Source organism: Streptomyces sp. Y20 (genome assembly GCF_043195475.1).
Lineage (GTDB): Bacteria > Actinomycetota > Actinomycetes > Streptomycetales > Streptomycetaceae > Streptomyces.
The window spans coordinates 93,670-112,003 of the sequence record NZ_JBIDDP010000004.1 but is presented as its reverse complement, the minus strand read 5'-3'; the positions used below and the strand labels follow the sequence as shown (position 1 = coordinate 112,003).

Here is an 18,334-nt window from a genome sequence, read left to right as displayed (position 1 = left end):
GCCGTTGCTGCTGGCGCGCGGCCGCTCCGGCCGTCGCGCGGCACCTCCGGTCGGGCGTGGCCACTCCGAGGCTGCGCCGGTGCGCGGCCGGGGCCCGGCCGCGGTCAGGCGGGGGGCGGGCGGCGCCGCGGGACCGCACCCGCCGGCCGACGCCCGCACCCGCCGACCGGCGCCCGCACGCGCCGGCCGGGGTGCGACTGCCTGGCCCGCACCCGCGCCCGCACCTCACGCGCCCGCCGGTCGGCACGCGGCCACTCCAGCGCGGCGCGGCCACTTCGAACCGGCCTGGTCGATCCGACCCGGCCTGGTCGATCCGACCCGGCGCGGTCGATCCGGCCGGGGCGTGGCTGGTCCGGCCGGGGTGCGGGACTGCCGGCTGACTCGCGGCCCCGCCTGACGGGCACGGCTGCTCCCGGCCGGGGGCTGTCCGGCCCGGACCCTACTTCGCCCGGTCGAAGTCGATCGCGCTGTAGGCCCGCAGCTTGCGCAGCCGGTGCTCGGAGTCGATCCTGCGCACCGTCCCGGACTTCGACCGCATGACGATCGACTCGGTCAGCGCGGTCTCCGACCGGTACCGCACGCCCCGCAGCAGCTCACCGTCGGTGATACCGGTCGCCACGAAGAAGACGTTCTCCCCGGAGACCAGGTCGTCGGTCGTGAGCACCCGGTCGAGGTCGTGCCCGGCGTCGATGGCCCGCTGCCGCTCCTCGTCGTCCTTGGGCCACAGCTTGCCCTGGATCGTCCCGCCCAGGCACTTCACGGCGCAGGCCGAGATGATGCCCTCGGGGGTGCCGCCGATGCCGAGCAGCAGGTCGACGCCGGTGCCCTCGCGCAGCGCGTACACCGAGCCGGCGACATCGCCGTCGGAGATGAGTTTGATACGGGCGCCGGCCTCGCGGACCTCCCGGATCAGGCCCTCGTGCCGCGGCCGGTCCAGGATGACGACGGTGACGTCCTCCGGCGCGGACCGCTTGGCCTTGGCGATCCGCCGGATGTTCACGCCCACGGGCGCGTCGATGTCGACGAAGTCCGCCGCCTCGGGGCCGGTGACGAGCTTGTCCATGTAGAACACGGCGGACGGGTCGAACATGGCGCCGCGCTCGGCGGCGGCGAGGACGGCGATCGCGTTCGGCATGCCCTTGGCCGTCAGCGTGGTGCCGTCGATCGGGTCGACGGCGATGTCGACCTCGGGGCCGGTGCCGTCACCCACGTGCTCCCCGTTGAAGAGCATCGGGGCCTCGTCCTTCTCACCCTCGCCGATGACGACGACGCCGTTCATCGACACGGTGGAGACGAGGGTCCGCATGGCGCGCACCGCGGCACCGTCGGCGCCGTTCTTGTCACCGCGCCCCACCCAGCGGCCCGCCGCCATCGCGGCGGCTTCGGTCACCCTGACGAGTTCCAGGGCGAGGTTGCGGTCGGGAGCCTCCGAGGGAACATCGAGTTCGGACGGCAATTGATGATTTTCGGTCATCGGAGCGCACCTTTCTGATACGACGACGGCCGGATGAGGGTATTGGACACTGACTCTATCGCTGACCAGACAAAATGAGCAGGGGACCCCACGGATGAGCGCTTGGGGCACCTGCGACGATAGTGGGCGTGGCAGGTTCGAACGGCAAGCAGAAGACGGCCCGGGACATGATCATCTCCCTGGCCCTGATCGGTATCGCGGCGGCGGTCGTCTACTTCCTCGCCATCCCGCACAACGATCACTCTCCCGACCTCAAGCGGGTCGACTACCGGGTCGAGCTGATCACGGCCCGGCGCGCGGTGAGCTATCCGGTGGCCGCCCCCGAGGGCCTGCCGGACACCTGGAAGGCGACCTCCGTGCGCTTCCAGGGCCAGAACTCCGACCACTGGCACCTCGGCTTCCAGACCCCGGACGGCCAGTACGCGCAGGTCGAGCAGTCGTCCGCGCAGAAGCCCGCCGAGTTCATCGAGCAGGCCAGCCAGGGCGCGTCGGCGACGCGGCGGACCGAGACGGCCGGTGGCCGTACCTGGACCCGTTACACCGGCGGCCGCTACGACGCCCTCGTGCTCCAGGGCACCCCCGGCTCCACGACGGTGGTGTCCGGTACCGCCTCGTTCAAGGAGCTGACGGCGATGGCGGCGGCGCTGCGCATGAAGTGACCATGACCCCGTGTGAAAGGGGCCCCCGGCGATGCCGGGGGCCCCTTTCGCGCGGGTGGGTGCGCTCAGACGGTCGTGACGACGTCCTCGTACGCCAGGCGCGGCGAGCGCGGGTACCAGGCGTCCGGGCCGGGCCGGCCGATGTTGACGATCATCAGCGGGGTGTGGTCGTCGTCCAGGAACTCCTTGCGGACGCCCTCGAAGTCGAAGCCGGTCATCGGGCCGGCGGCAAGGCCGGCGGCGCGGACACCGACGACGAAGTAGGCGGCCTGCAGCGCGGCGTTGAACGCGGCGGCGCTCTCGCGGGCCGGACGCTCGGCGTAGAAGAGGTCCTTGGCCTGCGGGAAGGCGGGGAAGAGGGCCGGCAGCTCCTCGTGGAACTCGTTGTCCGCGGAGAGGATCGCGACCAGCGGGGCGGCGGCGGTCTTGGCCCGGTTGCCCTCGGCCATGTGCGGCAGCAGGCGCTCGCGGGCCTCGGCGGAGCGGACCAGGGTGATGCGCAGCGGGGTCTGGTTGAAGGCGGTGGGGCCGTACTTGACCAGGTCGTAGATCGCCTGGACCTGCTCGTCGGTCACCGGCTCGTCGGTGAAGGTGTTCGCGGTACGGGCCTCGCGGAACAGCAGGTCCTGGGCGGCGGGGTCAAGAACGAGAGACATGCGTGCCTTCCTCGGGTGCGCGGCGGTCCGGGGTCCGGACCGGCTGACCTCACGACCCTACGACAGCTGAGGTTTAATCTTCAACAAAAACCGGGGCGTGGTGACCCGCCTCACAGCCCCGTGGGGTCACCTGGCCTGCTCCCGGCCCTCCGCTCGCCCGGTCCGTCCCCGCCCGCGTGCCCGGTCCGCCTCCGCTCGCCCGCGTACCGGTCCGGCTCCCGCCTCCGGCGTCTATCCGGCCCGCTCCCCGCCCTCCGCGGCCCCCTCCGCGTCCTCCTCGGCCAGCGCCGCGTCCAGCCGGGCCCGGGCCCCCTCCAGCCAGCGCCGGCACACCCTGGCCAGCTCCTCGCCGCGCTCCCACAGCGCCAGGGACTCCTCCAGCGTCGTACCGCCCGCCTCCAGCCGCCGTACGACCTCGACCAGCTCGTCGCGCGCCTGCTCGTACGAGAGCGCCTCGTCCACCTTGCCCGTCATTCGCCCACCTTCACCGTGAATTCACCGTCGGCGACGCGAGCGCGCAGCGTCTCGCCCTCCGCCACTTCTTCCGCGTCCCGCACCACGTGCCCGTCGGCCCGCTGGAGCACCGCGTAACCGCGCTGGAGCGTCGCCGCGGGGGAGAGGGCCACCACGCGTGCGTGCGTGTGCGCCAGTTCCGAGTCCGCGCGGTCCAGCAGGTGCCCTACCGTCCGCCGGCTGCGGTCGACCAGCGAGCCGACCTGGTCCGCGCGCTCGTCGATCATCCGGTGCGGATCCTCCATCGAAGGCCGCGCCAGCGCGTGCGCCAGCCCCCGCTCCTCCCGCTCCACGGACGCGTTCACGCAGCGCCGCGCCCGGTCCCGCAGCATCCGCACCCGCTCCAGCTCCTCGCCCACGTCCGGTACGACCTTCTTGGCCGCGTCCGTCGGTGTCGAGGCACGCAGGTCGGCGACATGGTCGAGGAGCGGGTTGTCCGGCTCGTGCCCGATCGCGGACACGACCGGCGTCCGGCACCCGGCCACGGCCCGCACGAGCTGCTCGTCGGAGAACGGCAGCAGGTCCTCCACGCTGCCCCCGCCCCGGGCGACGATGATGACGTCCACCTCGTCGACCGCGTCCAGTTCCTTGACGGCCTGGACGACCTGCGGGACGGCGTGCACCCCCTGCACGGGGACGTTGCGCACCTCGAAGCGGACCGCCGGCCAGCGGTGCCGGGCGTTCTCCAGCACGTCCCGCTCCGCGGCGGAGGCCCGCCCGCACACCAGTCCGATCAGCTGCGGCAGGAAAGGCAGCGGCTTCTTCCGCTCCGGCGCGAACAGGCCCTCGGCCGCGAGCGCCTTCTTCAGCTGCTCCAGCCGGGCCAGCAGCTCACCGACGCCCACGGGTCTTATCTCGGCGGCGCGCAGGGACAGCTGGCCCCGGGGGGCGTACCACTCGGGTTTCGCCAGTACGACGACCCGGGCCCCCTCGCCGACGACGTCCGCGACCGCGTCGAACACCTGGCGGTAGCAGGTCACGCCGACGGAGATGTCGTGCGAGGGGTCGCGCAGGGTGAGGAACACGACGCCGGCGCCCGGGCGGCGCGACAGCTGGGTGATCTGTCCCTCGACCCACACGGCGCCCAGCCGGTCGATCCAGCCCCCGATCATGCGGGACACCGCACCGACGGGGAGCGGGGCCTCGGGGGACGTGTTCACAGCCATGCGCCCGAGGGTAACGGTCGGTACCGACAACCCCGGCGAGCCGGCAAGCTTCCGGAAGACGACGCCGAGGACCCCGACGGCCCTGACGCGGTGCCGACCCCGCCGACGCCCGCGAAGGCGACCACGCCGCCGACGCCGGCCGGCGGCGGCTCCCCGCCCCCTGGCCGGTGCCCGGCCGCCGGTTCTCCCCGTGCGGCCCGGGGACGTGATCTCCGGGCCGCCGGACGCGGCCTTACGATGGGTCGCATGACCGCTTCGCCTGGCCGCCGTGTCCTGCTCGCCGCCCCCCGGGGCTACTGCGCCGGCGTGGACCGCGCCGTGATCGCCGTCGAGAAGGCCCTGGAGCAGTACGGGGCCCCGATCTACGTCCGGCACGAGATCGTCCACAACAAGTACGTCGTGCAGACCCTGGAGAGGAAGGGCGCCGTCTTCGTCGAGCGCACGGACGAGGTTCCGCCGGGCAACATCGTGATGTTCTCGGCGCACGGAGTCGCCCCGGCCGTGCACGACGAGGCCCGGCAGGGCCGGCTCGCCACGATCGACGCCACCTGCCCCCTGGTCACCAAGGTCCACAAGGAAGCCGTCCGCTACGCCAACGACGACTACGACATCCTCCTGATCGGGCACGAGGGCCACGAGGAGGTCATCGGCACCTCCGGCGAGGCCCCCGACCACATCCAGCTGGTCGACGGTCCCGAGGACGTCGCCAAGGTCGAGGTCCGCGACCCCTCGAAGGTCGTCTGGCTCTCCCAGACCACCCTCTCCGTCGACGAGACGATGGAGACCGTCGACGCCCTGACGGCGAAGTTCCCGGGTCTGGTCTCCCCGCCCAGCGACGATATCTGCTACGCCACGCAGAACCGTCAGCTCGCCGTGAAGCAGATGGGCGCCGAGGCCGAGCTCGTCATCGTCGTCGGCTCGCGCAACTCCTCCAACTCCAAGCGGCTGGTCGAGGTCGCCAAGCTGGCCGGTGCCCGCGAGGCGTACCTGGTGGACTTCGCCAGCGAGATCGACGAGGCCTGGCTGGAGGGCGTCCGCACGGTCGGTGTCACGTCCGGCGCCTCCGTCCCGGAGGTGCTCGTCGAGCAGGTCCTGGAGTGGCTCGCCGGGCGCGGCTACGCCGACGTGGAGATCGTCAAGGCCGCCGAGGAGTCGATCACCTTCTCCCTGCCCAAGGAACTCCGGCGCGACCTGCGCGAGGAGGCGGCCACGCTGGCCGCCGAGCGCGGCGGAACCGGTACACCCGGGGTATGACTGTCAGTCGTCCGTCGTAACGTGGAGCCATGCAGATCTTCGGCGTGGACATCGGCGGATCCGGCATCAAGGGTGCCCCTGTGGATCTGGACCGGGGCGACCTGGTCCAGGAGCGCTGCAAGGTGCTCACCCCGCATCCGGCGACACCCGACGGCGTGGCCGACGGGGTCAAGCAGGTCATCGACCACTTCGGTTGGACCGGCCCGGTCGGCCTGACCTTTCCCGGGGTCGTCACCGGCGGCGCCACGGTCCGTACGGCGGCGAACGTCGACAAGGGCTGGATCGACACGGACGCGCGCGCCTTGTTCGGCGGCAGACTCGGCGGCCTCCCGGTGACCGTGGTCAACGACGCGGACGCGGCGGGCGTCGCCGAGATGCAGTTCGGCGCCGGGCAGGGCCGCCGGGGCACGGTCATCCTGCTCACCTTCGGCACCGGCATCGGCAGCGCCCTCTTCGTGGACGGCGTCCTCGTCCCGAACACGGAGCTGGGCCACCTGGAGCTGCACGGCCACGACGCCGAGAAGCGGGCCTCCAGCAAGGCCAAGGAGGACCACGACCTCAGCTGGGAGCAGTGGGCGCAGCGCGTGCAGCAGTACCTGGCGCACGTGGAGATGCTGTTCTCGCCGGAGCTGTTCGTCATCGGCGGCGGGGTCAGCCGCAAGGCGCACAAGTTCCTGCACCTGATCGAGGGCGTCAAGGCGGAGATCGTCCCCGCGCAGCTCCAGAACAACGCGGGGATCGTGGGAGCGGCGATGAGAGCGGCTCAGCAGGCGTAGCCGTTCGGGCCGCCCGGAATCCGCTCCCGGGCGGCCCGGCCGCTCAACTCTGTCGCCGGCGCTGTCCGGCCCACCGCATCCGGCGTACGACCACGGTCACGCCGGCGGCGAGCGTCCCCGCGTACAGCCAGCCCGCCTGCGTGGCCAGCCCGGTGAACAGCCCCATCAGCCGGCCGGCGAGCCCTCCGGTGCCGTCGGTGACGGGCAGCAGCCCCACCGTGAACGCGATCGGCGCGACCACCGGGGCGGTCAGCACGTCCCCGTCGCGCACCCACAGGGCCGTGAGCAGGCACACCGGCAGGAACAGCAGCCCGTACACCGTGCCGGAGGCCCCGAAGAGCAGCTGGTCCAGATAGCCGAGCAGGAACATCGCCACGATGCAGAACAGCCCGCTGCCGAGCCCGGTGAGCTTCATGTCGGCCGGCCGGCCGCCCGTGCCCGCCGGCCGGGCGGGCCGCGTCGTACGGCGTGTCCGCGCCGCGCGGGCGGCCCCCGGCGTGGGTCCGCGCTCACCGGCCGGCCCGCGCCGGGCCTGCGGTGGCAGCGGGGCGGGCGGCTGTGCGCCACGTCGCGGTCCGTTGTTCGGATGTCGCGTCCTGCGTTGCTCCATTGGACCAACTTAGGTCTGTTTATGTGCCCAATCAGCCCTCAGACACGCCGACGGGGAATGCTCGGCCGGCCGTCCCACGCTCCCGCGAGCCGGGTGTCCCGGACGCCGTAAACTGGTGGATCGGCCAGTGTCGGTCTCTGGCCTGGCAGCCCCTGGCCCACTCATCAACGGGAAGTCGCAACGTGTCGCTCACGATCGGAATCGTCGGCCTGCCCAACGTCGGCAAGTCGACCCTGTTCAACGCCCTGACCAAGAACGACGTGCTCGCGGCCAACTACCCGTTCGCCACGATCGAGCCGAACGTCGGCGTCGTCGGCGTGCCCGACGCCCGCCTCGCGCGGCTGGCCTCGATCTTCAAGTCGGAGCGCATCCTTCCGGCCACGGTCGACTTCGTCGACATCGCCGGCATCGTGCGCGGTGCCTCCGAGGGCGAGGGCCTCGGCAACAAGTTCCTCGCGAACATCCGCGAGTCGGACGCGGTCTGCCAGGTCATCCGGGCCTTCAAGGACGAGAACGTCGTCCACGTCGACGGCAAGGTCTCGCCGAAGGACGACATCGAGACGATCAACACCGAGCTGATCCTCGCCGACCTCCAGACCATCGAGAAGGTCCTGCCCCGCCTCCAGAAGGAGTCGCGGATCAAGAAGGACATCGGGCCCAAGGTCAAGGCGGTCGAGGAGGCCAAGGAGATCCTGGAGAAGGGCGACACGCTCTTCGCGCACGGCATCGTCCAGGGCAGCGAGCGCGCGGAACTCCTCCACGACCTGCACCTGCTCACCGCTAAGCCGTTCCTCTACGTCTTCAACGTCGACGAGGACGAACTGGTCGACGAGGAGTTCAAGAACGACCAGCGCGCCCTGGTCGCCCCGGCCGAGGCGATCTTCCTGAACGCCAAGCTGGAGGCCGACCTCGCCGAGCTGGACGAGGACGAGGCCCTCGAACTCCTCCAGTCCGTCGGCCAGGAAGAGCCCGGCCTCGCCACCCTCGCACGCGTCGGCTTCGCCACCCTCGGCCTCCAGACCTACCTGACGGCCGGCCCCAAGGAGTCCCGCGCCTGGACGATCAAGAAGGGCGCCACCGCCCCAGAGGCCGCCGGCGTGATCCACACCGACTTCCAGAAGGGCTTCATCAAGGCCGAGGTGATCTCCTTCGACGACCTGGTCGAAACCGGCTCGGTCACCGAGGCCCGCGCCAAGGGCAAGGCCCGCATGGAGGGCAAGGACTACGTCATGCAGGACGGGGACGTGGTGGAGTTCCGGTTCAATGTGTAGCGGGTGACATACCATTCCATCGCTGACCTGGCAATATGCAGGTCAGGTGGGGTCCGATCCTCCGGGGTTGGACCCCTGGTTTTTCCCGTGCTGGGATCGTGCTGGGATGCCGGTGAGGTCCCGGACTGGATCACGGCTGAGGCTCGGAGGTACGCGGTAGGGCATGAACCTCCGCTCGGTGAGGAAGAGGAATGTGGCGCCTCCAGGGCAGACGGGGGGTGTTGCCCGTGATCAGCCCACAGCTCACAGCTCACTGGGACCTTAACCACGCTCGTCGTCACTGTGATCACAACTGGCGCTTCAGTCCGGCGCAGGCGGCTACAACCTTTGCGCGGTGACGGGACTCCGTGCCGGACACGGCCGCTTCGATTCGCCGGGTGTACTGCCGCTCACGCTCTCGTTCCCGGCGCTCCTCCGTCCGGTGGCGCACCCACCACCGTGCCGACCCGGCGAGCACCACGAGGACCATGAGCAGCCACTCGTACCCACCCGTCGAGGCCGCAGCCGCGTTCACCGCACCGACCATGGGGACCTTTCTCCTTCTGTCATCGAGTTGATTTCCGGCAGTTGAACCGGTGACGCCAACTCTCCGCGGCGGCCCGATTTTCCGTCTAGCGTGGGGAAACCGAGGGGAAACCGATCACTGGGTGAGGGGGAGGACATGGGCGGCGGAAGACCCGTCACCACCGGTGGCGAAGCGCAACCCGAACTTGGCGAATTGGCAGCGCGGTTCCGTGAGGCCCTGCGGTCCGCGGGGTACGAGAGCCCCAATGCCTTCCTCTCCGCGCGCGGTTCGGACCATCGGGTGCCTCACAAGAACACGGTCTACGAGATCATCGGTGCTCGTCGGCTTCACGAGCTGTCCACCACCGAGCAGTTCGGCGAGGCTTTGGGGCTGCCACGGCAGGCGGTCACCGACGTCTGGAGCCGGGCACGGTTCGCGCTGGAGCGTCGGAAGCTGGCCGCCCGGCGGGCCGAGCCTGGCCCTGTTCCCGCTGCGTGGTCCGAAATTCCGCTGCCCGATGCCTGGCTCGAAGACCTGCTCGGCAGCCAGGCGGAGGCCGCTGAGCAGTTCCCGTACGACCTGCTGGGCGTACGCAAGCCCCCGTTGTCCCACATCCACATCGAGCAGGACCTCCAGCCGCTCTCCGAGAATGCCGCACGGCACGCGCCGCGCACCACGGGCCCCGCACCGACCCTGGCCGCCGCCTTGTCCGCCCACGACCACCTGTTCGTCACCGGTGGTCCGGGCGCGGGCAAGACCACTCTCGGCCGCCATTTGGTCCGGCAGCTCGCCCGCTACTGGCTGCGCGAGGAGAGGGCGGAGGATCCCTGGTGTCAGGAGGCGGTAGTCCCACTACGGGTCACGGCGACCGACCTGCGGACCCGCCGTGCTTTCCACCAACAGCTCAGTGATGCCGCTGACCGCGCCGGAACGCTGCGCAGCGCCGTTCCATCCGATCGATTCGCTGTAAGGCCGCACGGGGCGCGCTGGCTGGTGATCGTCGATGGCCTTGACGAGGTCGCTTCGCCGGACGACCGGCAGTTGATCCTCAAGAACCTTGCCCGGGAGATCCGGCCGCACGGTGTCTTCCGGCTGCTGATCACTTCCCGGCCGCTTCCACAGGACGAGCTGACGCCCCTGCGGGACCTGCCGTCCATGGGCTTCTACACACTCACCGGTTTCGACTCCGAGCAGCAGTTGGCTTTCGCCCGGCGCTGGTTCGCCGCCCAGGGAACCGACGATCCGGCCGCCGAAGCCCGTGCTTTCCTAGAGGAGGTCGGGCACGCCGGTCTCGGTGAGGTGCTGCAGGTGCCATTGCTGACGACCATCGCCGCCGCGCACCGCAGCCGGAATCCCGGCGCGCCGCTGCCGCGCGGACGCGTCGCACTGTACGAGCAGTTTCTCGCCGATGTCGCCACTGCTCGGGAGAGCGCGGACGAGGTGGACAAGGGGTTCCGGGCCCGCTGGGAGCGACGTGGCCAGGGAAGGCTGGCCGAGTGGCTGCTGGACCACCGGGATCACCTGGTGGCTCATCTGGCGGGGGTCCGCACCGCGAGCGCCTCCACTTCTCTGCTGGACGCCGCTGTGCGGTGGCTGGACACGGAGTTGCCAGGGGAACTGGCCTGGCCGGCCAGGGCCCGCGATGAACTGGGGCAGTTCCTCGGGCAGAGCGGGGCTCTCGTTCACGACCACGGTGAGCTGTCGTTCCTGCATCTGTCGTTCGCGGAGTTCCTTGCTGCGAGGGAGGAGGCCGCCCGTATCCCGGCGGACTTCCCGGACCTCAACGACTGGGCCGGTGATATCCGCAGCCCGTCCTCCCGGAACCGGGCGCTGTTCACCTTCGCCCTGTGGGCCCGGCGCCCGGGGCACGACGTGACCCTGCTCGTACGGCATCTACTGGCCGGCGATCTCGACCACCGGATCATGGCGCTGCGGCTGATCACCTCCGGTGTGCGGCTGGGGGAGGCGCTGGAGGAGGCGGTCATCGACCGGGTGGCGGACCTCGGTCACGACTACGAGGGCCTTGACCGGTACCGCGGCCGTGGCCGCCAGGTGTTACGGGAGCTGTCCCAGCTGCGGGGCAACCGTCGCCTCGCAGCCAGGCTGCGGAGGATCGCGGAGACCGACGGACTCGACGTCTCCTTGCGCGTCGGCGCGGCCGCGGCGTACGCAGAGGTCGCCTCGCTTCCCAAGGGGGTCGCCCTGCTCGAGGAACTCGGCCGGCGACTCCCAGGGGACGGCGCCCTGGAGTGCTGCCGGGAACTGGCCGCGCTCGACCCCGCCGATACGGATCTCCGGGCCGGGCTGCTGTCGGACGTACTCGCTTCGCCGACGGCTTCCACCTGGCTTCGCCTGACGGCCGCGGAGGAACTCGCCGCACTGGGGCGTACCGATGGACTGGCCGAGTTCGCGTGCTCCGTCCTGGCCGGCAATGAGGAAAACGGCGGAACCCTGTGGCGGGCTGGGCAGTTCTGGTACCAGTTGGAGGGGCCGTCGGCCGCGCCGCGCGTCAAGGCGGCGGTGGCAGGTCGCACCCGTACCCGGGAGTGGGCCAAGGCCGCCCTGGCGCAGGTGCTGTTCCTCTTCGGGCTGGTCGAAGATGCGCTCCCGCTCCTGGCGTACACCATCGAGAACAGCACGGACAGCGAATCGATCGACGACGTGGTGCACAGCTGGCTCGACCAGGAGGGGGCGAAGGCCGCCGACGGCCTGGTCGAGTTGCTGCGTGGATACGAGGTGTGGAACTCGGACGAACGCCCGAGCATCGCTATTGACCTGGCAGGGGCAGGGTATCCGCGCCAGGCCGCAGAAGTGGTTCGGTTCTGCCTCGACGACCCGGACCCCGACCATCGGCACAACCTCGCGCTGGAGGCCATGGCGCTCATCCGGTCCCTCGGCCCGTCGGGCGCCGACGAGGTCCTCAGTTGGCTGGACCGGCGCCGGGCGGATGCGGACTCCTTCGCCACCGCGCTGCGGGACCTGGCGGAGGCCGGCGCTGACGCGGGCGGCCTGCTGTCGCTGGCGCGACGTCTGCTCCGTCATCCGGGCAGTGGACACGGCGGCTTTGTCTCGGCCGCCCGTGTCCTGTTCCGGATCGCCGCGGAGGACGCTTGCGCGGAGGTGCTCGCCGCCCTGCGCGACCGCCCGTACGGCGGCTCTGCTCTGCGGGCGGAGTTGCTGCCCCTGCTCGCCGAGTACGGTGAGGCGGCGGCCGTACGGGTGCTGGGCCAGGAGCTTCTGGCGGATCCTGGTCTGGTCGGCCGCGAACTGGAGGCCGTGGTCAAGGCATGGCTGGCGGTGGAAGGCCGGGAGGCGGCGGCCAGCATCGTGGACCGGATCCGGGCCGCGGTGCGCCTGACGGCCGACCAGAGTGTGCCCTTGGCCGAGCTGCTGACTGCGGAAGGGCACCAGGACGCAGCAACCATCCTGTGGTGTCAAGTGGTCACGGCTCCCGAAGCCGGCATCAAGACCCGTTGGCAGGCTGCGCAAGAGCTGCTCGCTTCCGGCGGCGCCGCTCACGCCGAACAGGCCCTGCGCACCGCACTGACGGCCCCGCGTGACGCGGACGAGGCTATGCTGCTGCGTCGCCTGCTGGCCTGGGTACGACCGCCTGCGGATCAGGCATGGGAGGGCACCGCCGGGTGGTCGAGTGCGCCATCGCGTGGCTGATGGCGCATGCCGCCCTTCCCAGCTCATCTCGAAGTTCAACATCCCGATGGGCTGACCAAGAGCATCAAGAGCCGAATCGCCGTCACACGGCGATCAATCCTTGGCGGCATGCACGGTGCGGCTCGAACCCCTGTGGCTGTCTGCTGCAGAGCCCGGGGCCGGATCGAGCGGCCGTCGCAGCTCCGTGACTTTGCTCTTCACGGACGACGGTTGTCCTCTGGCATGCAATCAAGTCTCGACAGCGCGCCCAGTCGTGTGAGGTGAGTACGCTCCTGTGTGCAGGGGCGTTACCCGCGATGCTGGATCGTTTTAAGGCGTCGATCGCCGAAAGCCTCAGGCGATCTGGTCCGGGGCTGTCGGGTTGAGGACAAAGGGAGTAATCGCTGCAGCGGTGAGCGGGGAGGACAAGTACGCTCCGAAGGTGTGGAAGTCGATACGGCCAATCGGGGTGTCGACATGCTGATCAACGGGAAATCGGTCGCCGAGCCGACGAGGAATCGCTACCAGGTCACCTGTGTCGGCGAGATTCACCCAGTAGCGGACCCCGGCAGGCCGGGCACCTTGATCGGCGATGGGTGCGGGCGCCAGATGGTCGAAAATCCCGCCTGGCAAGCCAAGAGGGGAGCCCAGGGTTACGAAGCAGTCCACGGTTAGTTCCGGGTGGGCATGGAGCGCCTCGTACGCAATGACGGAGCCGAGTGAGTGCGCTAGCACGACGTGGGGGCGCGTCCGTCGGATCGACTCGGCCACGGTGGATCGGGCGGCTGCCCGTATCTGCGGAACGTGGAAGTAGCGGCGGACCTCACCGGCCAGCTGGACGGCGAGCCGAATGACCGTCCCAATGGGGACGTTGCGGCGTCGGGAAACCCAGGACAGGACCTGCCGCAGTGGTGCAGTAATCAGTCCCTGCCGTTCCTGGAGGGTGGGTGAACCTAGGGCCAGCGCCCAGGCCATGACGACGGACTGTTCTTGTTCGTCCATAGAGATTAAATCCGGTACGGCGGCCTGCTGCTCCGCAGCGTGGGTGTGGTGAGCGTAGTACGCGACGTGCAGGGCAGGGAGTCGGTGGGTGCCCAGTCCGGCGGCAGCGAACCCATGCTGAAGTTTGAGCCGCCATTGCCCTGCTAGTTCGGTGGCCGCCTCTTCTGGCGAGCGGCCGCTCAGGTGGTTGCCGATGCCGTGCACTGCGACGATCGTCACTGCTCTGGTCCTTCCTCTGAGTGACAATGAATGGAGTACGCAGGGAATCGCCACGGGCCGCCGTTGGTCACGCCGTCGACCTTGTTGATCTGGTACCAGTGTGCCTCCAGCCGCACGACCTCAAATCCGTCAGATGCCAGTACGTCGACGAGCGCATCGTGGAGTTCAGTCATCGTCGCAGTGATGGGGCGGGCGTAGACCAGGCCTAAGGAAGGCGGCAGTCCTCTCTCCCATTCGTCGACGGTGTACAGCTCCCATCCGTCTGCGCGGGCATCACCGCACAGCAGTTCGCCCGGCAACCAAGCCAAGACGTGAGTGACGTCGACGGTCGGCCTCGCTGAGCGGAGTGCCGACGCCGCTTCGGAGCAGCCCCAACTGAGGGCCGTGACATGGCCGGCCTTGCTGCCTACTAACACGCCGCTCTCGTAGGGGGCGATCGTGTGCACTCGATCCGGCACTGGAGCCGGGTATCCGAGCGGATCACCGGATTTGGCATCCCATGCCTGGATCTCCGCCTCGTTGAGAGCGGCCACGAGTACCGTCCTGCCGTTGACTTGGCTGATAGCCAGCACCTGTGGGCTGGCAACAGAGACAGAGCCCACGAGCGAGGCGGTCACAAGGTCCCAGATCCGCACCTGGTCGTCGTCTGACGATTGCTCGGCAGCGAACAGGCGCTCTCCTTGCATCGTGATCGCTCCGATCCGGTCCAGCGTGAGCGATTGCCGCAGGGTGCCGTCAGCCAGGGACCAGAGACAGACCTTTCGTTCGTCATGGACGCTGATCAGGAGAGACTCGTCGCCAAGGTCGCCCGTGACCAGCTTTGTGACCGGTCCGTCCTGGCCAGTGAGGACGTGGGAAAGCGACTCCTTGCTCGGGTCCCACACGTGGATATCACCGTCGGCACCGCCGACTATGGCCCACACCAAATCGCCGTGCGGCACAGCGGCCAGCGCGGTGGCCAGCGCGGGAAGACGGACCGTCGATTCCAGGGCGTCCTCACGGACGTTCCAGGTGTCGAGCTCATTCTCCGTGGTCACTGTGACGACGTAGGACGCATTGCCGACCGTCACCGTGGCGGCATGGCTGAGCTCGCCCAGGTCGGTCAGTTCGTGATCCTCGGCGCCAGTCCCCAGGTCCCAAGCCTTGATCTCGCCAGATGTGAGTTCGGCGCTGAGGACGAGTTCTGAGCCGCCGAGCCGGATGGTGCCGAGGATTGTGGCAGGGTGCCGGAGGTTTTGGCCGTGACCGAACTGCGGGCAAACGTCGAGGTCCCATACCCGCATGTTGCCGTCGCGATGAGCGGTCAGCGCGAGCTGAAAGCGGTCTACATGTCGGATATCTGCGAGTGTCAGTCTGCGGTCTTTGGCCCCCGTGACGGCGTAGACAGTCTCACCGTTCCCCCTTACCGCATACATGACGGGGTCGTAGGCGATGAGGGAGAACAGCGGGGTGCGCGCGTTGGTGGGCTGGATCCGTACCTCCCGAAGGGGCCCCTCCGAGGAGATGATGACGGGCCGATCGCCTAGATTCCGCAGCACTCTCGGCCCATCTCCTGGAGGCTCGGCGGAAACGCAGTGAAAGGCAAGGGAGCCGTCTGCGGTCTCCACGCCGAGCAACGAACCGATGGCGGCGTCTCCGGCTGCGACGGTGTCGAGGATCCTGCCGAACGACTCGCCTAGCAGACCGACCAGGCTGATCTCGCCACTGACCCGACCGACTGCAAGAGCCGTCTCGTCACCGGTGCCGACGACCGTCAGGGATGAGACGCTCGCGCCATCGAGGCGTGTGTCGGCGACGATCGCACCCGTGACGAGGTCGTACAGCAGGAGAGCGTTTTGGTCAGTCACCGCGGCGATGACTGACCGCTCATCCAGATCCGCGATCGCCATTTGGGTGATGACGCCCTTGTCTGTCCTCGGAGCTGAGAAGTACTGGACCGCGCTGTCAGGACTCGGTGTGATGTCCCACGCTTGGAGGGAGCCATCGGTGCCGCCGAACACTGCGAGGAGCCGTTGATCGACGGTTCCCAGGGCGAGGGCTGATACGGTGGCGCCCAATTCATCTTCGCTGATGACATACAGCAGGGACTCCTCAGGCAAGCCCGTGCTCCAGTGCGTGCGGAGCGGGGTCCGTTCGTCGTGGAGACGGCGTGCGAGCCCGGCCGCCTGGTAGGTCACGAGGCTCTGCTGAAGCCTGGCCCGTCGCGTCTCCAGCGGTATGTGCTCGCCGAAGAGGCTGCCGAGGTCGACGGGGCCGAATGCTTTCCGGTACGCGACTCCGGCCCGTCGCGCCGTGGGGGTCTTCGTCCTATGGACGGCCTCCCAGATGCCGGCGTGGTCGGCGCGGACTAGGTACTCCGGGTTCAGGAACAGTTGGTCGACCGCGGATCCGCCCGGAACAGCGACGGCATGCTCCATGAGATGTCGCAGCAGATACGGTGCGGCGAGGTCCCACCGAGGCCCTTCAGCGGCCCACCGCCCGGGGACGGCCGACAATAGCTCGTGAAAAAGGGAGTCGGCGAGCCCGTCAAGTTTGGCCCCGGCGTCACGGAAATGCTCGGTGATCGTCTCGTGGAAGAACCGGTAGAGCTGACGTCCGTCCGAGTCGATGTTCGTCCGTAGATAGAAGCGGGCGGTAGCCAGCTTCTCGCGGGCTTCGCCCGGGGTCAGTGGGCGGAGCTCCTGACCTGCGGCCATGGCGGCAGCCGTGGCCGCTGCGGCCACAAGCTCAAGCGGCATACCCTGCCCCCGTGCTTGTGCCAGCCCCACCATCAAGTGCCGCATCCACGGATCACCGTCCAGCGTGGTCCGCAAGTGCAGTTCGAGCAGTTGCGGCAGGTTCTGCGGCAATTGGCCGACCGCCTCCGCAGGACTCAAGGGTGCACCGGTTCGCAGGAAGTCGGCGAAAAGTGCTGCGACGAGGAAGGTGCTGCGATCGGGGCTATAAGCGATCTCGGTGGCGACCGCACGGGCTACGGACTCACGAAGGTCCTGGTCGGTGTAACCGGGCGCACTGTACAAGATGTCGGCGATGTAGGTCGTGAGGTCGTCCGCGAGATCCTCGACATTTGAGGAAGTGTCCAGATCGAGCACCATCGCGTGGGCACCGGGTACCTCGCAGCACCGGTGGCTGTCCGTCTGCGGTGGGCGCATCCCCACAAGCGCCCGGAAGGCGGGGCGGCCGTCAGAGCGGAGCGTGCGCAAGAGCTCGGGGAGCAGATAGCGGGTGATACGGCCGCTCTCCAGGGCTTCGTCAGTAGCATCGAGGATGAGTATCACCGGTTCCGGCAGGGCCTGGGCGATGCGTTTGAGCTCCTTCAGAGCTTGCTCACTGCTAGCGGCGGCCGGCTCCACGCCCTCGGGAGACAGTTGAACCATGATCGAGGCCATCACCTCGTCCGTGGTCCGGTGCCGGGCATGGACCGCGACAAGAGTCGGGCACCGTCGTTCCGGGCGGTACTGAGCAGGAATGCGGCCGACCAGCCCTGCGCTCAGCTCAGCGAGCTGGTTGTGCGACAGGAAGACCGTCACCCCCAGCAGCGCTGATTTTCCGGCCCCAGGGCTTCCAGTCACTAGCAACAGGGGTTCGTCGCTCGCCAGCCAGGAGCGAATCTGAGTCAGCTCACTTGTCCGCCCAGTGAAGAGGCAGCCCGTCATCGCAACGGCGTCGTCCAGGCGGCCGGATGCCCGAGTGAGGAAGTGCACTGGGTCCAGGCCGGGGTCGAACTCCGCTGCCAATTCCCGAATTGCAAACCGGAGTCGGCTCCGAAGACGCTGCCAGCCGTCAGTGCTAAACGCCGGGTTGGCGAAGAACTCCGGTACCGGCAACGAGGCGGCTCGGCGCGGAGAGTGCACCACGGTCTGCGGATACCCCTCGCCGAGGCGGACCAGCTCCCGCGCGATCTCGTCGGCGACAGCCTCCACCGGCACGTGGGACAGAGTCGGAGAGATATCCCAGTGCCCCAAGCGGAGCCGCTCCAGTGCCTGGGCTGTGGCCTTGGTGAACCGTGCGTCGAAGGCGCTCTCGTCCGCCGTGCAGGCCGCAATCACCCAGGTCTTTCGGTCGCCCTCGGGAACGTCCTGGAACAGCTGGTAGTCCGTCGCGGCCCCTGCACCGCAAACGTCGAGCAAGAATAGGACTGGAGATTGGTCGGCGCTGTGCTCGACCTCGTTCAGCCATCTGCCGACATCGATCGCCGATTCAGGGAGGTCGGTCGGACGGCTGTCCCGCACGGGCAGGTACAATATCCGGCCACGAGAGACCCCGTGACCGGCAAAGTGAACGATGCGCGGTCGGCCCACCGAATCATGTCGCAGCTGCCGCCAGTTCTCCTTAACGCTGACCCAGTCCGCGTCGATCAGCGGTTCACTGACGTTCAGCCCGTCGAAGCGCGAGAGCACCTCAGCGAGTTCATGCACCTGCGGTGCAACGGACGGCAGCGGAAGCAACCCGTCCGACGTGGGGCTCCACTCGTCGTCGACCACGCTCTCAAAGGTCCCAGCCCCGAGCAGAAGTGCTCGAACCATCATTCCCCCGTGCCCGTATGCTCCGGTCTCCAGGCTATCGGGATCGAGGCTGGCT

Annotated in this window: 13 protein-coding genes; 5 read left to right on the top strand and 8 right to left on the bottom strand. The window is 69.1% G+C overall.

Going from position 1 to position 18,334, the window contains the following annotated elements; genetic code table 11:
* Positions 1–439: 439 nt before the first annotated feature.
* Positions 440–1,474 carry a class II fructose-bisphosphatase gene (gene glpX / locus ACGFT1_RS11870; RefSeq protein WP_356818298.1) on the bottom strand — a complete coding sequence of 345 codons (1,035 nt, stop codon included), beginning with the start codon at positions 1,472–1,474 and terminating at the stop codon, positions 440–442.
* Between the two features lie 128 nt (positions 1,475–1,602).
* Between glpX and ACGFT1_RS11865 the strand changes: the two genes are divergently transcribed.
* The gene (locus tag ACGFT1_RS11865) at positions 1,603–2,133 is read left to right on the top strand and encodes a DUF4245 domain-containing protein (RefSeq protein WP_373908851.1); all 531 of its coding nucleotides are present in this window, start codon (positions 1,603–1,605) and stop codon (positions 2,131–2,133) included.
* A 65-nt stretch (positions 2,134–2,198) separates the two neighbouring features.
* On the opposite strand, the gene ACGFT1_RS11860 is transcribed toward ACGFT1_RS11865, so the two are convergent.
* The 3 genes from ACGFT1_RS11860 to xseA all read right to left on the bottom strand — a co-directional run bounded on the left by ACGFT1_RS11860 (position 2,199) and on the right by xseA (position 4,468).
* Positions 2,199–2,789 carry a malonic semialdehyde reductase gene (locus ACGFT1_RS11860; protein ID WP_373908850.1) on the bottom strand — a complete coding sequence of 197 codons (591 nt, stop codon included), beginning with the start codon at positions 2,787–2,789 and terminating at the stop codon, positions 2,199–2,201.
* A 231-nt stretch (positions 2,790–3,020) separates the two neighbouring features.
* A complete protein-coding gene (locus ACGFT1_RS11855; RefSeq protein WP_373908849.1) occupies positions 3,021–3,263 on the bottom strand; it encodes an exodeoxyribonuclease VII small subunit in 243 nt (80 codons plus the stop codon).
* On the bottom strand, positions 3,260–4,468 hold the full coding sequence (xseA, locus tag ACGFT1_RS11850) for an exodeoxyribonuclease VII large subunit (RefSeq protein ID WP_373908848.1): 1,209 nt from the start codon (positions 4,466–4,468) through the stop codon (positions 3,260–3,262). The genes ACGFT1_RS11855 and xseA overlap by 4 nt, the downstream gene beginning before the upstream one ends.
* Before the next feature lie 237 nt (positions 4,469–4,705).
* On the opposite strand from xseA, the gene ACGFT1_RS11845 reads away from it, so the two are divergent.
* Together ACGFT1_RS11845 and ppgK are read left to right on the top strand one after the other, a co-directional pair.
* A complete protein-coding gene (locus ACGFT1_RS11845; protein ID WP_373908847.1) occupies positions 4,706–5,722 on the top strand; it encodes a 4-hydroxy-3-methylbut-2-enyl diphosphate reductase in 1,017 nt (338 codons plus the stop codon).
* A gap of 29 nt (positions 5,723–5,751) precedes the next feature.
* Positions 5,752–6,498: a polyphosphate--glucose phosphotransferase gene (gene ppgK, locus ACGFT1_RS11840; RefSeq protein WP_373908846.1), complete on the top strand. Its 747-nt coding sequence runs from the start codon at positions 5,752–5,754 to the stop codon at positions 6,496–6,498.
* Positions 6,499–6,541: 43 nt separating this feature from the next.
* On the opposite strand, the gene ACGFT1_RS11835 is transcribed toward ppgK, so the two are convergent.
* Complete coding sequence (locus ACGFT1_RS11835; protein WP_373908845.1) at positions 6,542–6,913, bottom strand: DUF6542 domain-containing protein; 372 nt, start codon at positions 6,911–6,913, stop codon at positions 6,542–6,544.
* 377 nt (positions 6,914–7,290) lie between these two features.
* Between ACGFT1_RS11835 and ychF the strand changes: the two genes are divergently transcribed.
* On the top strand, positions 7,291–8,379 hold the full coding sequence (ychF, locus tag ACGFT1_RS11830; protein WP_373908844.1) for a redox-regulated ATPase YchF: 1,089 nt from the start codon (positions 7,291–7,293) through the stop codon (positions 8,377–8,379).
* A gap of 286 nt (positions 8,380–8,665) precedes the next feature.
* Here ychF and ACGFT1_RS11825 read toward each other — a convergent pair whose 3' ends face one another.
* Positions 8,666–8,905 (bottom strand): hypothetical protein, encoded by a 240-nt coding sequence (locus ACGFT1_RS11825; RefSeq protein WP_373908843.1) that lies wholly within the window; start codon positions 8,903–8,905, stop codon positions 8,666–8,668.
* Between the two features lie 279 nt (positions 8,906–9,184).
* Between ACGFT1_RS11825 and ACGFT1_RS11820 the strand changes: the two genes are divergently transcribed.
* Positions 9,185–12,553, top strand: coding sequence for an NACHT domain-containing protein (locus ACGFT1_RS11820; protein WP_373908842.1), 3,369 nt, complete (start codon positions 9,185–9,187; stop codon positions 12,551–12,553).
* 333 nt (positions 12,554–12,886) lie between these two features.
* Here the strand turns inward: ACGFT1_RS11820 and ACGFT1_RS11815 are convergent, their stop codons facing one another.
* Both ACGFT1_RS11815 and ACGFT1_RS11810 read right to left on the bottom strand, forming a co-directional pair.
* On the bottom strand, positions 12,887–13,753 hold the full coding sequence (locus ACGFT1_RS11815; protein ID WP_373908841.1) for a serine peptidase: 867 nt from the start codon (positions 13,751–13,753) through the stop codon (positions 12,887–12,889).
* A complete protein-coding gene (locus ACGFT1_RS11810; protein WP_373908840.1) occupies positions 13,750–18,237 on the bottom strand; it encodes a hypothetical protein in 4,488 nt (1,495 codons plus the stop codon). The genes ACGFT1_RS11815 and ACGFT1_RS11810 overlap by 4 nt, the downstream gene beginning before the upstream one ends.
* Positions 18,238–18,334 lie beyond the last annotated feature (97 nt).